Below are 13,631 nucleotides of genomic sequence, written 5' to 3'. Positions count from 1 at the left end.
TCCCCGATTCTATTAGTCTAAAGCCTTTGACATCATAATCAATTGTGAATTAGTAATAAAATCATTTTTATTATAAAAATGTTCGGCCTGTCCACCTTTAGCAGTTACAAGATAAATGTTATTTATCCCCACTTCGTTACAATAGTTTTCAAGTGCAGTTATTAATCTAGTGCCAATACCTTTGTTTTGGAAATCCAAATCCACACATAATTCTATTACATGAAAATGACGTTCCTGTAGCCACTTTTCTGAATAGCCAACCAGAAAGCCTACTAGTCTACCTCCATCACTATATAAACCTACACCCCAATAATGCGGATTACTTATAATGTCTGATAGGCGCTCTTTAACATCGTCAAGTAACCACCCATCATTCCAAGGGTCACTATTAAAAACCTTTCTGTAGAGTACTGAGCACTCTTCTACATTCTCTTTTGAAATCGCTTTGAGACTTCCACTCATTTGCTCACCCCAATTGAATTAATAATGTGTGTCAATTCATCTAGAGCCTTAATTTCGTAATCTGGTTTCTTTTCGCCTTTATTAACTCTATCAGTTCTATTCACCCAGACACTTCTTATTCCTACATGATTGGCTCCTGCAACGTCACTAGATAGTGAATCGCCTACGTGGATGACCTCAGATGGCGTCAATCCACTTAATTCTAAGGCATAATTAAACATTTCTGGCCTTGGCTTATACGATTTTACATCCTCGCTTGTGATAACATCCTCAACTGATATTTGATGTGCTTTCATAGCTTTTAAAATATCATCGCGGTCAATATTAGATAATATATAGACAGGCAACGTATTATCACTAAGAAATGTAACTGAATCGGGAAAAATATCAGGCCTCATCCAATAGTCAAACATTTCTTCACACAAAGTCGTTTCATCTAATGATGAATGAAAATGAGATAACGTCTTTTGTAATGAACTTTCTTCTAAAGTTCTCTGATATCTGAAATTCGCACCATAACTTTTTCTAAACAACCTAGCCAGTTCTTCCCACCAAACCCCACCAATTTCTTTTACGGTCGATTTTGTGGGTGAGTTTTCTTTGATTTGCTGGCAAATCCTATTAATGATTTTTTCATCTTCATGTACAACGGTTCCATAAAAATCTAGAAAAATCGCTTTGATTGTCATTAAACGTCCTCCCTCAGTTGAAATCACATTATTCTTCCACTCGCACAAAATGTTCAAAGTAGTTTATCACCCCCCAATAAAATAAAAAAACCGCACTTGATGTAAGTGTTAACTTAATCAAATACGGTTTATAGCAAATAGTCTTCCTATGTACGATTTTTAAAAATCGAATAGCAAGACTAGTTTATATGATGTAGTTGTACTAACGAATTATTTGCCGGATTATAAATATCCATAAATACCCACCTCTTATTTCCACTTACTATATCATATTGCAACGTAGTTTTCACTATTCTTATTTTCTAGTTGAATGAAAAACTACCGCCCGGATTTAAAGTAAATAATTTCAGGATCTCCTTCATCTAAGTTCTCAACTATTCCACTCTGGATAAATCCATTTGCTTCAAAAACTTTCTGCATATTAATATTAGATTGGTTAGTAGATGAAAACACCTTGGTAGTAGGAGCTGCATCCATCAAAGATTCCATCAACAAACTTGCATACCCTCTTCTTCTGCTCGATGGTGAAACGATAATGAGAGAGATAAACGTACATTCAAAAAACGTTATATCATAAAGTAAAAAACCTACAATATCTTCCCCTTCTTTTGCAATGATACATTGCCCTTGTTCAATTGATTTCTTAATGGTGTTACGTCTACTTGGATTCCCAATTACTTCACAATCAATGTTTACTAGCTTGTCTAAATCATCAATATTTGCTTTACATACATTCTTCATCTTCATACCCCATTATTTAAATTTATAGTACCAAATGATAGCTACTTCATTCGCTGTTGAAAAATTAGAATACAGCATCGTATCAATTGACCCGATGGTAAAGTTGTTTTTGGCATAAAAACGACACGCTGAGACATTTATATCTTGAGTTTCTAGCATGAGACCACAAAACTTCTTCTCTTTTGCCCATTCTATTGCTTGATGTATTAATGCCGTTCCAACACCTTTTTCTCTATATTCTTTGGCAACAGCAATATCTTCTATATAGGCATATCCATTCCAATGTTCTCGAAGTCTAATTTGACCGATGCAGTTGTTCTTAGAGAAATAAAAAAAGACTGCTTTCTTTTGATCCTCAACATAATCAACAGGAATTTCTTCATCGTCATATTTTTTGATATATGTTTCCGAAAATACTTCTTCGGTATATGTCCAAGTTTGGTCTTCATACTTTGGAATGATTCTTCCACTAACAGTGAAGCCGTCGTTTGATTTATTATAATTATCCATATTGGATTGTGTCATTTTAATAATCATGTCAAACTCCTTTTATCGATTACTTATCATTGGTTTGGATTAAATCATTAGCACAAATAGCTTGGACTGTTTGTGCCTCTATGTAGTTGGAGTACCTTGGTGGAATATCATTTGCCATTTCCCCAGGTTATTTTTCCAAATTGAACTCCGTAATACCAATTTTTTATCATGATGCCTTACTGTGCGATACGTTGCTAATACAACATCTGAAGCTAATACTTTTATTTTAAAATCCGTAACCGTATATTTTATAACATGAGTGACATTACCATCTCTAACTGCTTCAAGTTGTTCATTCTTATCGAATATGGATCCTGAACTTCCATATTCAAAAAAATCATCTGCAAGGTGTTCTTTTAATTCGGTATATTCATAAGTCATTAATTTCTTTTCAAGGTACAAAATTTGCTCTTCAAGTGATAAATGTTCCATCAAATTCTCTCCTAGTAAAAGTGTCTATTATTCCTTATTGTTCAGAAGATGATTTAATATATAATTTACGCTACTGTTTCTCAACGCTTGATACACTAATATAAAATGTATTGCTCTCCTAATTATAATATAGTCTCTTAAATCCATCTTTGGATTTAAATTTATTTACTCCTCCGATGTGACAAGTCCCCCTCCATGACTACGCGACTTTCATTACCTTCTAACTCGACTATTGTTAGGCTTGTATCATGGATAAAAGGTGGGTCCCACAAATTCTCTACCGGATATCCTTTGAAGTATGCCAATAATGTTTTAATTACAACAGAATGCGTCACTACGAGAATAGTTCCCGTACTATATTTTTCTTGAATCGAATGTACAGCCTTTAGAACCCGAGTTTTAAGTTCACTAAAACTTTCTCCGTTTATCGAGCAATATAAATGTGGTGCATTCCAAAAATCATGAAATTCCTTTGGGTAGTTGGCCTCTATCGTAGAAAGTGTTTCTCCTTCCCACTTACCCATATTTAATTCTCTTAAGTTGTCGTCAAGAATGATAGGAGTTTTTCTTTTTCCTTTTATCAAGTTAGCCGTGGTTACACTTCTTTTACTTGGGCTTGTATAAATGGCTTCAAACTTTACCTCTTTAATCCTTTTTCCTAAAGAGACTGCGTTATTTTTTCCCGTCTCGGTTAGTTCGGAATCACTCCACCCTTGCATTCTTTTTTGCGTATTCCATACGGTCTCTCCGTGTCTCGTAATATACAAAGTTAGCAAGCTATCACCTTCTTTATACAATTTAAAAGTATGTACCTGACCCAATCTAGCTGCTATGTTCACTTTAACATTTTTTTCCTAGGTTGTTAATGAAGAAAAAAACGCTCCTTTTTTAAGGAACGCAGCGAAAGAAATAGCGAGGTATCATACTAGCATATCATTATAACGACCATAGATAAGCTTTTGAAAACAACTTTGCATAGTAATCTCAGAAGGTTTATTACCCCGCTTCTCCTGTTGTGATGTTATTTTTCAGGCATCGTATACGTTATCGAGTTGCCTTTCCCTTCTTCTATCTTCATGAATATTTCATGAAGGATTTCTGTCGCTCTTTCACTTGATTCATACTTGCCTATGGCTTTACTCCATTCGGTAAAGGAACCTCTATTTATAACACCTTCAATGTATTTTCCCTTAACCATAACTTCTTTGACATTCATTATACTTTTTTCATTCTGTGTTAATATCCAAAGCATCAGGACTCCCTCCTTTCCTGGAAACATTTCTACTTGTTGTTGGTAGCACTATTTATATACGTTTTCTTCTAGTTCCTCTATTCGCTTCAACAGTTTTTTATTTTCTTCCTTTGCTGCTCTGGATTGCTGTTCCGCTACCAAAGCAAGTATAAAAGCAAGAAACGCTATGAACCAAACCATTAATAACCCTCTCTCCCCTCAGTACATAGGTTTCGATTCGCTTATTAAATGTATGGACTAAACTTCAATTGGAGTATAAACAGCTTGTGGTGTTGGTGGGTCAGTTAGGTGAAATATTCTTTCTAGTTCTTTCCTCTTACCATATGAAAGATGATTATGATTATTGTTGTGAAATATAGGATGTTTATAATTTATACGATTTAGAAATATATAAGTTCCGCCTAATTTGTCTTGCCTACAAATTTCAGTATTTTGGATTATTTGTGGTGTCTTTTTTGTGTCTTTCTCACACTTACGTATGCTGTTCTCTGTTCAGATATCTCCTTTCGTGTGCGCATTTTTTTTGCGTACACGTTTCTACTGCTGCTACCGCAATTTATACGCAAACGAGCACTCCTTCGAAACAAGGAGTGCTCATACGAATATGTTACTATTTTTTAAAGTCCTATTTGCTCAAGTATTCTCTCCGTATTATCAGCGTCTAAATTTTCTGCGGATATAACTTCTTTATCATCTCTTATCACAAATTTATATCGTTCTGTTATATAATCAAATGTTTCTTCTCCAACAGTGTATGGTTCGGAATCAAACTTGATGATTACTTCATACGTTCGAGTGTCCTCAGTATCTTGATATCTATCTACATTTACCCTAATAATTTCGAAGTCCTCTTCTATCATTGTTTGTAAATGCGGTTCTATTACATTCTCTTCTATTTCTATTAACTTCTCTAACGGTTTATTCGGTAAGAAAAAAGGTAATATAAATAATAATACTAAAAACCCAGAAAGAATGATGACTGATTTCGGTATTTTTTTCTTCATTTTTCTCTCCTTTTTATTATCTCTATTTATGATACGGTTATAACTTTAAAAAGGTTTCATTAAAATGAACCTAAAGCAGTTATCCTTTATTATGGTACCATTCTTTTGCTTTTCGTTCCAAGTTTTGCACAAAATTATGTTTTCCATTACAGTATCCTTCACTATCTTTTGGAAATTGTTGAGCGAGTCTTTCTTTTAATGCACCATACTCGACCATGTCCTTTGAATGAGCAATCAGAAAATCTCGAACAGCAAGGTGCCGTTCGATTTCATATTTATTATCGGATTGGAAAATATGAATGTGGTGTGTCCTATTTTCTCTTCCTTTTCGAAAGTATCTTCTTCCAATAACCCCATTCTCCCCAATTGGTTCATATCCTAATTCAATCATTTCGTTATTATAGTTATCGACTTTTTCAATATTTTTCACCACTGGCATGATATCAATAGTTGGTTTCGCTTTTAAGTTAGGAACAGCCGTGCTTCCGATATGATGTATCGTAACAAGTTCGTCATTAAAAACGTTTTTTAGCTTTTCTGCTTCCTTTTGATAGAGTTCTTTCCAGACTTCTTTATACTCTGTAACAACAATGTTCCTTTTTCGATTAACCATTGTGCATAACCCTCTCTATCGCAGTCTAACGTTATCCGATTTGCTTCAAGTTTCTATGTAATTTCTCCTTTATACGCTCACACTTGTTTAAGTGTAAAAAAATATGCCTTGTCGCAGGCATTAGAAGTAAACCTGCAATGTCTTTTTTACTCCAGTATTCAGCCAACCATGTAGAACGTTCCATTACCGCTTTTTCTTCAAATAAGCGCTTTATTTTATGCTTTTCCACTTTCATCTTCCATTGTTCCGGACGTAACGAAGAAATTATCTCTTGAGTTCCCTTACCTACTTCTTCTCTATATTCTAATAAGGAGTGAAAATCGATTTTTGAGCTTAACACAGCAATCTCTTCTTCACTCATATCATTACCAGAATGCGTATAGGAAATTTTCATTTTTTCAAGCCAGTTTGAACTATGAAGAACTTGCTGATCATCAGCTACTAACAGATTCATAGTCATGTCTTCAATACGGGTAATATGCCATAAATGCCACGCAATCGAATTTCTTGTATTTGGCATCGTCACTGGATATTGTCTCCATGTTTTTTCATCCAAGTTGCTTACGATTTCATCTGCTAAGGTACCTTCAGTGCTATTACTTACGGAAGTTGAATGTAGAAAGGAATGTAAGGTTAAACATAATTGTATGGCTTCTTTGTGTTCTTCTGGTTTGGTTAGTATTTCTCTAAACCTTTTATGGTTCTCACTCCACGTTTTCCGTTGAACATTATTCATTTTGTTCTCCTCCACTACCTTATATTCAAAACTAATACTTTGTTAAACAAAAGCTACTATAGGAAAAGACAACTTATAATTCCTTACATAACTCTACGTCTGCAAAAGAGTCCGGTGATAGTTCTTTGTCTCCGAATATTCCATTAATCTTATTTAGACCAAGGCTTGTCCAAAATCTTAAAGCTGTCCAGTTTTTTAATGCCACATTTGCTCGTACTTCAACATATTCGTTTTCCTTTACCATATCTAGTAGTCTAGTTATTACTTCTCTACCGAATCCTTGTTTTTGTTCCTTTTGGTCAATGTAGAGATAATTGATATAGAACGTCTTTGCGTTTGGAAAGCCATGATAGGATGTGAGTATTCCAACTATACTATTTGTATCTTTCCTATGTATGGCCTGAATTTTAAAGTTCTCTTTACTCCCGTTTGGTGGTAAATCGCCAACGGTAAAACATCGATATACATATTCCTTATCTAACGTTTGACCATCCCATTTGTGTCTGTAACTTCCTTGTTCATAAAGCTTTTGCATAGTTTCAATATCTTCTTCTAACAGGTCTTTTATCACGAGTCTTTCCGTATCCCACTGACTTGAAATAATTTTTCTGGTCATTCATTTACCCTCACTTCATTACCTCTTTTCACCAATTTTCGTTAGAACAAAAGGTGATTCAATCATCGTTCATACATTACATAAAGTCTTTTTGGGACAAAGACTTTAGTATTTCTGCGGTAGACATACCTCCGCACCAAACAACAGACATCAGTCACCGAGTGCTTTTATTGAATTTTTTTGTTCTAAAGCTTCTGTACATAGTTCTCGTAAATCATTAGCGAAATCTCTAACTTCTTTATCCATCTTATAGGTATCACCAAATGCTTTCCACGTACCTTCAGCATCACCCCAAGTAGAAATAAATTCATCCACCAACATATTGCTTATGTTTATTAGTCGTATTATATCCTCGGTGTGAAACCATCTATTGCCATAAGGGTCTAATTCTATAAGCAAATCAAAAGTAACCATTCCCTCTTTTTTCTTCGCAAGATAATGGTGTAATGTCTCAGGGAATTTCACCGATTTTTCTGTATTAACTATCCAAAAATCTATACCGACTGTCATTTTATCAACCCCTCTTATTTTTATTGTCAGCCAGGTAAACCTAAAAGATATCCTTCGCGTTTGAAGGTAAATCTCTTACTTGTTTGAGATACTCGATCATGTTGTTGTCATCCTCAATAGGATATGTGTACTGGAAATGGTCAGCGACTGTTTGTGATAAAATTCTAAACAGGTCACATGTTATAAAAATGGATTCCCAGAATTCCTCATAATTAGCGGTAGAATATGTTTTCTCATACATGCTCCAATAAGATTCAGGAAGATGTTTTTTAAAATACTTTCCTAAAAATCCTGTGGAAACTTTAAAGTCATGTTGTATTCCTATCCACCAGCACACCATTTTATCCAACGATTCTCTTGTGGTATATTCAAACATTAGTTTTGCATAGGGAAGTTGATCACGCCATATTCCTTTGGCGACGTTCTGTAAACACCACCAAAAGTTATTAGTGTAACTATCAAACTCCTCTTTAGTAGGGATGTTCACATGATAATCGATATCGGTAGGTTGCGGGATTTCTGGTAGAATATTATCTTTATCCATTAATGGTAGAGTGAGTTTGTCTTCCTTGTACTCTTCAACCATCTCTTCTTTTGTTTGGAAGCGAAGGTCGATGCGATTTCCATCGGTAAACAGCATTAGAAACCCATAAGATTTTGTGACATCTAGTTCAGCTGCCTCACCAAACGTATTTTTATCAGGTTCTTGCATCATAATTAATTCCCCAAAGTGCCTTATCCATGTCTTATCCTTTATAAAAGAACTTATTTCGGTGACCACATAAACAATATCGTAATCTTGAAACATATCCTTTTGAACATTGGGATTCGTTCTGGAACCGTTCATATACACCGATCGAATTCGTTCATCCTTTTCAGCTACACTTAAAAGTAAATCAAACATTTCTTTTTCACTTCTCATGTGTGCACCCCCCCAGGAATGTATTGTCTTTCGTATTACATCTATTTTTTATTGTTTTCCTCTATTGCTTCCCTTATTTTCTTTAATTCCTCTGTTTGATTAAGAATATTATTATTTACCCTTCTAATTGAATCATAAATTGCAAATAAGCTAGTAAATATTAATATTAAAAATAATAAGTCCATTTATAATCTCCCTATCTATTAGTGTTTATATACTATCAAAATGATGATTGGTGTTCTACATATTGTAATGCAAGCTTAGAGTGATAATCGATTAATGATTTTGCAAACTTCTGGTTTGGAAATCCGCGATGTAACAGTTTCAAGCCGCCCGTAGTTAGCGCAATGTGATGATAAAACCGATAAAAACGCATTCTGTTTTGGTCGAGACTATTGTTTTTAAAGTAGTTGTATTGTTCATCAAATCTAAATTCTAAAAAGCTATGTTCATACTCGATATCAAAAAATTTAGCTCCTTCAATATCGATGAGGTATGGTTCCATCCTTTCATTAACTAAAACATGGTCTGGTCCAAGTTCCCAATGAACAAATCCATATTCGTCTCTAGGTACTAGTAAGGACTCAAGTTTGTGTAACACTTCATTTAGTTTTGCAACATTATTTTTATATGAATCTAGGTACTGGGAGGCATACAGTAATTGGTCTTTTGCATTGTTAAATTGAATTTGATGACAATGGCCTTTTGATGTTTCATTACTGAGTAAGTTGCCATATGTATCTCTTTTTATCGAATGCATTTTTTGAATCATAGCTCCTACTCTACTGAGCAAATCTTCCTGGCTATGGTCAAGCGGCGTGTTTGTAAGATAGGATTCTAGCTTTTCTCCTTCAATGTACTCAACAAAAGCAAAATCAAATGGGTACTCGTCTTTTTTATCATTCATGTGATAAAGGATGGGTGTTGTAATTCCCTGTTTGCGTAAATACTGATTATTTATTTGGAACAAATCACTTCCAAATGAACGCTCATTGTCATGTTCATTTGCCTTTTCCTCTTTAAAATAATTTTCAGAGATGTCCCATACATACAAAATGCATGAAAAGTGATTGCTACAGTCTATCTTGTACACTGTTTTTTGAGCTCCGCCGTATAGTTTTGAAACTTCTTTAATCTTATATTCAGAACCAAAGACAATAGATACATAGTTTTGTAAATCAACGAGTCTTATATGGCTATTATCATTCATGCAAACACTCCCCTAGACTTATTTAGAAGTCATTGTTACTTTTTTCTGCCTATATATAACAAGTGTGACGATATCCCAAGAGTGTAAGGGTCTGTTGCAGCTTCTTTTAGGAAGGATATGATTTTAGCAACTTCTTCCTCCCCCTTGTTTCTCCAATAATCCCAGCTCTCATTGTTTAATATCGCGCCTACATTCGACCCTAGCAATTGTAACGTTTCAAAGCCTAGCTCTTCCATAAATGGATTTATATCTTTAATGTTATAATAATACGCCCCAGTAAAACGTCCCTCATCGGAATGATTGAAACAACCTGAGTGAGAAAACTGAATAATTGTATCCATATTATCATTCGGTTTCCAGAATTCAGGAGCTATGAGAGAGGTCAGAATGTGCCTTACTCTTGGCATGAAGGCTACACATACAACCCCACCTTTTTTCGTCACTCGATTTAATTCTTTCACTGCTTTTATTCGGTCTTTTTCTTCCTGTAAGTGATACATAGGCCCAAGCATTAATGAGGCATCAAACTGTTCATCGGTAAATCTACTTAGGTCTCTAGCATCTGCCTCAAAAAATCCATTGAATTGTTTTTCTAGCTTCCATTCTTTTTCCTTGTTTTCTGCAATTTCAACCAACCTTGGTGTAAGGTCAGTCAATGTGACTTGATACCTCTCTTTGGCAAGCTGTAATGCGTATTTACCTGGTCCTGCTCCGTTATCTAGTATATGTCCCGTCTTTGGCAGATACTTTTTAATGTAATGCCAATTCACTTGAAATTCTACCGGTTCTCGGTCAAGCCTTCCCCACTCATCAAACTGGCTATAGTAATTAATGATGTCACTCATAAGTTTCCCTCCTACTGGATATCCCTATTAGAATATACTTACAAACTCAATATCTCCTTCAAAAATGGACTGGTCCTATTTCCACTCTTCTTCTAAAATCGCATAAAAATATTCATCCCACCATTCATGATTACCTTTTTTAAAATTAGCTGGCATACACTTCCTAAAATGTGCTTCTCTTCTCATTCCAATCTTCTCCATCACTCGATAAGAAGCCGTGTTTTGAGGCTGACAAGTGGCAATGATTCGATGAACCTTCATCGTTTCAAAACTGTATTTTAAAATAGCACGGGCAGCCTCTGTGGCAAATCCATGATTGTGATACTTCGAATTAAACACCCAACCGATTTCATAGGTTCCTTCACCATACCACTTATAAAAAACCATATGACCAATAAGCACGTTATCTTCTTTTCGTATTACAGGAAACTTTTCTGCATTTTCTCCCATATTACTGTTTATAAAATTTTTTACATTTTTTTCTGTAAAAACACCTTCAGGTATAAATTTCATAACATCACTATCAGATGTATAGTCTAAAACAGATTTCCAATCCTCTAGTTGAAAATCACGAATCAAAAGTCTTTCAGTGTTAATATTCATAGCTTTTCTCCTCAATTCCCTACTAAAATCTCTTTTAATTGAATAACACTTTTGACAATATACGTAGGGTTAGTTTGGGTTAATTCATCAAATGAACCATAACCGTAAGTAACCCCTATCGAAGCAATTCCGGTATTATTGGCACCAATCATATCGTGTTTTCTATCTCCAATCATGACAAAGTCACTGCGGTTATGTTCTTTATACATATCTAGTATAAATTGAATGATTTCTGTTTTTGACGTTCTTGTGCCGTCAAGGTTACTTCCTACCACATGTTCGAAATACTGTTCTATCTCAAAATAGGTTAGGATTTGCTCTGCAAAAACAGTAGGTTTAGAGGTTGCAACTACTAAAGTAAATCCCTGTTCTTTTAAAGATTGTAAGAGAGACGGAATATTTGAATACAATTCATTCTCAAACATCCCTTTTTCTTTAAATCTCTCTCGATATGAATCGATGGCTTGTTGTACTTCTTTTTTTTCGAAATGATAATATTCCTCAAATGATACTTGTAATGGTGGCCCAATGAAACATTCTAGTTTATCAAGATTAGGCTCTTGAATCCCCATTTTTGCTAGCGCATACTGAACAGACTTAGTGATGCCTTCCTTTGGGTCTGATAGCGTTCCATCTAAATCAAATAAAATGATCTTATAAGTACCGATTTCAATGACCTCCTACTACTTTGTTTTTATTTTTGGATTAGGTAACCCAGTGTTCAGGTCTTCTTAAAAAGCTAGGTAGTTTCGTATGTTTATTTCCTTTTGCAGAGTTGATTTGAGATTGTGTAAGAAAGATGGCTCCTGATAGGTTTGCATGGCTAAGGTCAGCATTCCTGAGGTCAGCGCCAATAAAATCCGCTTTACTTACATTCGCATGACTAAAGTTAGCTGCTATCATCATCTTCCCTCTAAAATTAAAACCGTGGAAATTTGTGCCTTTAAGGTTAGCCCCTATAAATTCTTTGTTCTTGTTCCTTTGTTCATTGTTCATACAATCTTTTCGATATAACTCACTTGTTTGGATGAGTAGCGCATTTACGTTGCTTCTATGGTGATGGAGGTCGATGAGAAGTATGTCTTTTGGGGATTTTCTAGTTAGCTCTAAGGTGGCTTCATATATATTTTGCAAATCTGAGTGGATGTCTTCGGTTTCTTTCAAACTGAGTGCTTGCCTTAAATACCATAGCATTTCGTGGATTTGTTGCATGATCGGAAATACCGAAAACATCTCTTCTCTAAGCTCTGGACTTGTTCTCCAATCTTGGCCCTGAAAAACAGATTGCGAGACATGCTGTCCTGCACCAAAGCACTCATATGAAACACAACCACAAAAGCCTTTTGTTCTTAACTCACTATGTACCTTGCAGCGGTTATCGTCTAATAAGTTCCTACAAGGTTCTCCTCCGTCTTTATTCAGAGGGAAGTCTGCAGATTTTGCATAAGGCAAAGCGACACAGCATAATCCAAAACAACTTGAACAATCCGATTGTAATGAATGATTCATAACTATAACACTTCCGTATTCTTAAGTTTTCTATTACTAAAAAATACAATCTTTCTTCAAATTAGATGCCCTGTTGTAACTCTCCTTTTAGACTCTTAACAAACAAAACTCTATCTTGATTTGGTCCATCATAATTTGAAAATACGGATACTCCGTCTACTTCTTTGTCTCCCTTTTCAATGTCAAATCCCATCTTTGTATGATATGCAATCGAACCTTTATTGACGGGTGACGTTACTGCTCGAACGATTTGTCTATTATTCTTTTTTACCATGTTAAAAAACTCATGATAAAGTTGCCTTCCTATATGAAGGTGGCGATGTTCAGGATGAACACCCACAAAGTGGATGTAGGCAGTATCTGTCTCAGATTGAGATAAAAAACCAATAAGAAACCCAAGGATATGACCATCTTTTTCATAGGCAAAACTTGTATTGTTAAAATGATCGAAGAATAATTTAGGCAACATATTAGACACATTCCTGCCACCCCACCATTCATTAAGCAACGGTGAAATCACATTATAATCAGAAGCTGTTACGTTTCGTATATTCATTTATGCGCTTCCTTTCCCTTATGTTGTTGTTCTTTTCCGATAAGCAATTAGGGCCAATGCATTCAATACAATTGTAACAATGACTAGAAAAGCAGCGGCAAACGCCACACCACCTGCAGTGTCCATCAAAGCACCCCAATCCTCAATCGTTACGAGGTAAAAAGAATAGATAAGCTGGAAGCATACCGCAATGGCACAAGCACTAAAGCTAATAAAAAGAAGAACAACCAACCACTTCTTTTGATTTTTTTTTGTAGAATCTGCGAGAATGACAATTGGTAGTATCCATGCAATTAAGCCAAGAACAAAACTTCCCACATTAGGCAACGAGTAATCAAACATAAATAGATCTCCCTTTTGTTTTATCGTTTTAAGTAAACCGTTCCGTTGTTCC

General features: G+C 35.1%; 22 protein-coding genes. All 22 read right to left on the bottom strand.

Going from position 1 to position 13,631, the window contains the following annotated elements; genetic code table 11:
- Positions 1–12: 12 nt before the first annotated feature.
- Positions 13–462: a GNAT family N-acetyltransferase gene (locus BK585_RS03855; RefSeq protein WP_078551987.1), complete on the bottom strand. Its 450-nt coding sequence runs from the start codon at positions 460–462 to the stop codon at positions 13–15.
- The gene (locus BK585_RS03850) at positions 459–1,151 is read right to left on the bottom strand and encodes an HAD family hydrolase (RefSeq protein ID WP_078551985.1); all 693 of its coding nucleotides are present in this window, start codon (positions 1,149–1,151) and stop codon (positions 459–461) included. Before BK585_RS03850 ends, BK585_RS03855 begins: the two co-directional genes overlap by 4 nt.
- Before the next feature lie 318 nt (positions 1,152–1,469).
- The gene (locus BK585_RS03845; protein ID WP_078551983.1) at positions 1,470–1,892 is read right to left on the bottom strand and encodes a GNAT family N-acetyltransferase; all 423 of its coding nucleotides are present in this window, start codon (positions 1,890–1,892) and stop codon (positions 1,470–1,472) included.
- A gap of 12 nt (positions 1,893–1,904) precedes the next feature.
- Positions 1,905–2,429: a GNAT family N-acetyltransferase gene (locus tag BK585_RS03840; protein WP_078551982.1), complete on the bottom strand. Its 525-nt coding sequence runs from the start codon at positions 2,427–2,429 to the stop codon at positions 1,905–1,907.
- 78 nt (positions 2,430–2,507) lie between these two features.
- A complete protein-coding gene (locus tag BK585_RS03835) occupies positions 2,508–2,861 on the bottom strand; it encodes a nuclear transport factor 2 family protein (protein WP_078551981.1) in 354 nt (117 codons plus the stop codon).
- Between the two features lie 161 nt (positions 2,862–3,022).
- Positions 3,023–3,637, bottom strand: a complete 615-nt coding sequence (locus BK585_RS03830; protein ID WP_078551980.1) for a histidine phosphatase family protein — start codon at positions 3,635–3,637, stop codon at positions 3,023–3,025.
- A 245-nt stretch (positions 3,638–3,882) separates the two neighbouring features.
- Complete coding sequence (locus BK585_RS03825; RefSeq protein WP_078551979.1) at positions 3,883–4,113, bottom strand: hypothetical protein; 231 nt, start codon at positions 4,111–4,113, stop codon at positions 3,883–3,885.
- Positions 4,114–4,161: 48 nt separating this feature from the next.
- Positions 4,162–4,293 carry a hypothetical protein gene (locus tag BK585_RS24575; protein ID WP_281248866.1) on the bottom strand — a complete coding sequence of 44 codons (132 nt, stop codon included), beginning with the start codon at positions 4,291–4,293 and terminating at the stop codon, positions 4,162–4,164.
- Between the two features lie 437 nt (positions 4,294–4,730).
- Entirely contained in the window at positions 4,731–5,117 is a 387-nt protein-coding gene (locus BK585_RS03820; RefSeq protein WP_078551978.1) for a hypothetical protein, read from the bottom strand.
- Between the two features lie 79 nt (positions 5,118–5,196).
- Positions 5,197–5,730, bottom strand: coding sequence for a GrpB family protein (locus BK585_RS03815; protein ID WP_078551977.1), 534 nt, complete (start codon positions 5,728–5,730; stop codon positions 5,197–5,199).
- 31 nt (positions 5,731–5,761) lie between these two features.
- Positions 5,762–6,466 (bottom strand): DinB family protein, encoded by a 705-nt coding sequence (locus BK585_RS03810; RefSeq protein WP_078551976.1) that lies wholly within the window; start codon positions 6,464–6,466, stop codon positions 5,762–5,764.
- A gap of 73 nt (positions 6,467–6,539) precedes the next feature.
- Positions 6,540–7,082: a GNAT family N-acetyltransferase gene (locus BK585_RS03805; protein WP_078551975.1), complete on the bottom strand. Its 543-nt coding sequence runs from the start codon at positions 7,080–7,082 to the stop codon at positions 6,540–6,542.
- A gap of 150 nt (positions 7,083–7,232) precedes the next feature.
- The gene (locus BK585_RS03800) at positions 7,233–7,592 is read right to left on the bottom strand and encodes a hypothetical protein (RefSeq protein ID WP_078551974.1); all 360 of its coding nucleotides are present in this window, start codon (positions 7,590–7,592) and stop codon (positions 7,233–7,235) included.
- 40 nt (positions 7,593–7,632) lie between these two features.
- Positions 7,633–8,514 carry an aminoglycoside 6-adenylyltransferase gene (locus BK585_RS03795; protein ID WP_078551973.1) on the bottom strand — a complete coding sequence of 294 codons (882 nt, stop codon included), beginning with the start codon at positions 8,512–8,514 and terminating at the stop codon, positions 7,633–7,635.
- 41 nt (positions 8,515–8,555) lie between these two features.
- On the bottom strand, positions 8,556–8,699 hold the full coding sequence (locus BK585_RS23880) for a hypothetical protein (protein WP_170885464.1): 144 nt from the start codon (positions 8,697–8,699) through the stop codon (positions 8,556–8,558).
- 35 nt (positions 8,700–8,734) lie between these two features.
- A complete protein-coding gene (locus BK585_RS03790; RefSeq protein WP_078551972.1) occupies positions 8,735–9,724 on the bottom strand; it encodes a phosphotransferase in 990 nt (329 codons plus the stop codon).
- Between the two features lie 35 nt (positions 9,725–9,759).
- Positions 9,760–10,569, bottom strand: coding sequence for a class I SAM-dependent methyltransferase (locus BK585_RS03785; RefSeq protein WP_078551971.1), 810 nt, complete (start codon positions 10,567–10,569; stop codon positions 9,760–9,762).
- Between the two features lie 75 nt (positions 10,570–10,644).
- The gene (locus tag BK585_RS03780) at positions 10,645–11,172 is read right to left on the bottom strand and encodes a GNAT family N-acetyltransferase (RefSeq protein ID WP_078551970.1); all 528 of its coding nucleotides are present in this window, start codon (positions 11,170–11,172) and stop codon (positions 10,645–10,647) included.
- An 11-nt stretch (positions 11,173–11,183) separates the two neighbouring features.
- The gene (locus BK585_RS03775) at positions 11,184–11,840 is read right to left on the bottom strand and encodes an HAD family hydrolase (RefSeq protein WP_078551968.1); all 657 of its coding nucleotides are present in this window, start codon (positions 11,838–11,840) and stop codon (positions 11,184–11,186) included.
- 37 nt (positions 11,841–11,877) lie between these two features.
- The gene (locus tag BK585_RS03770; RefSeq protein WP_078551966.1) at positions 11,878–12,681 is read right to left on the bottom strand and encodes a pentapeptide repeat-containing protein; all 804 of its coding nucleotides are present in this window, start codon (positions 12,679–12,681) and stop codon (positions 11,878–11,880) included.
- A gap of 61 nt (positions 12,682–12,742) precedes the next feature.
- Complete coding sequence (locus tag BK585_RS03765) at positions 12,743–13,237, bottom strand: GNAT family N-acetyltransferase (protein ID WP_078551964.1); 495 nt, start codon at positions 13,235–13,237, stop codon at positions 12,743–12,745.
- Positions 13,238–13,255: 18 nt separating this feature from the next.
- On the bottom strand, positions 13,256–13,579 hold the full coding sequence (locus BK585_RS03760) for a hypothetical protein (protein ID WP_078551962.1): 324 nt from the start codon (positions 13,577–13,579) through the stop codon (positions 13,256–13,258).
- Positions 13,580–13,631: the final 52 nt, after the last annotated feature.

This window comes from Bacillus alkalicellulosilyticus (genome assembly GCF_002019795.1).
GTDB lineage: Bacteria > Bacillota > Bacilli > Bacillales > Bacillaceae_F > Bacillus_AO > Bacillus_AO alkalicellulosilyticum.
The sequence above is the reverse complement of the archived record's forward strand: the minus strand, read 5'-3'. Positions and strand labels throughout refer to the sequence as shown.

Coding starts and splice junctions, on each gene's coding strand:
- BK585_RS03855 (WP_078551987.1), bottom strand. CDS start 462: ATGAGTGGAAGTCTCAAAGCGATTTCAAAAGAGAATGTAGAAGAGTGC.
- BK585_RS03850 (WP_078551985.1), bottom strand. CDS start 1,151: ATGACAATCAAAGCGATTTTTCTAGATTTTTATGGAACCGTTGTACAT.
- BK585_RS03845 (WP_078551983.1), bottom strand. CDS start 1,892: ATGAAGAATGTATGTAAAGCAAATATTGATGATTTAGACAAGCTAGTA.
- BK585_RS03840 (WP_078551982.1), bottom strand. CDS start 2,429: ATGATTATTAAAATGACACAATCCAATATGGATAATTATAATAAATCA.
- BK585_RS03835 (WP_078551981.1), bottom strand. CDS start 2,861: ATGGAACATTTATCACTTGAAGAGCAAATTTTGTACCTTGAAAAGAAA.
- BK585_RS03825 (WP_078551979.1), bottom strand. CDS start 4,113: ATGCTTTGGATATTAACACAGAATGAAAAAAGTATAATGAATGTCAAA.
- BK585_RS24575 (WP_281248866.1), bottom strand. CDS start 4,293: ATGGTTTGGTTCATAGCGTTTCTTGCTTTTATACTTGCTTTGGTAGCG.
- BK585_RS03820 (WP_078551978.1), bottom strand. CDS start 5,117: ATGAAGAAAAAAATACCGAAATCAGTCATCATTCTTTCTGGGTTTTTA.
- BK585_RS03815 (WP_078551977.1), bottom strand. CDS start 5,730: ATGGTTAATCGAAAAAGGAACATTGTTGTTACAGAGTATAAAGAAGTC.
- BK585_RS03810 (WP_078551976.1), bottom strand. CDS start 6,466: ATGAATAATGTTCAACGGAAAACGTGGAGTGAGAACCATAAAAGGTTT.
- BK585_RS03805 (WP_078551975.1), bottom strand. CDS start 7,082: ATGACCAGAAAAATTATTTCAAGTCAGTGGGATACGGAAAGACTCGTG.
- BK585_RS03800 (WP_078551974.1), bottom strand. CDS start 7,592: ATGACAGTCGGTATAGATTTTTGGATAGTTAATACAGAAAAATCGGTG.
- BK585_RS03795 (WP_078551973.1), bottom strand. CDS start 8,514: ATGAGAAGTGAAAAAGAAATGTTTGATTTACTTTTAAGTGTAGCTGAA.
- BK585_RS23880 (WP_170885464.1), bottom strand. CDS start 8,699: ATGGACTTATTATTTTTAATATTAATATTTACTAGCTTATTTGCAATT.
- BK585_RS03790 (WP_078551972.1), bottom strand. CDS start 9,724: ATGAATGATAATAGCCATATAAGACTCGTTGATTTACAAAACTATGTA.
- BK585_RS03785 (WP_078551971.1), bottom strand. CDS start 10,569: ATGAGTGACATCATTAATTACTATAGCCAGTTTGATGAGTGGGGAAGG.
- BK585_RS03780 (WP_078551970.1), bottom strand. CDS start 11,172: ATGAATATTAACACTGAAAGACTTTTGATTCGTGATTTTCAACTAGAG.
- BK585_RS03770 (WP_078551966.1), bottom strand. CDS start 12,681: ATGAATCATTCATTACAATCGGATTGTTCAAGTTGTTTTGGATTATGC.
- BK585_RS03765 (WP_078551964.1), bottom strand. CDS start 13,237: ATGAATATACGAAACGTAACAGCTTCTGATTATAATGTGATTTCACCG.
- BK585_RS03760 (WP_078551962.1), bottom strand. CDS start 13,579: ATGTTTGATTACTCGTTGCCTAATGTGGGAAGTTTTGTTCTTGGCTTA.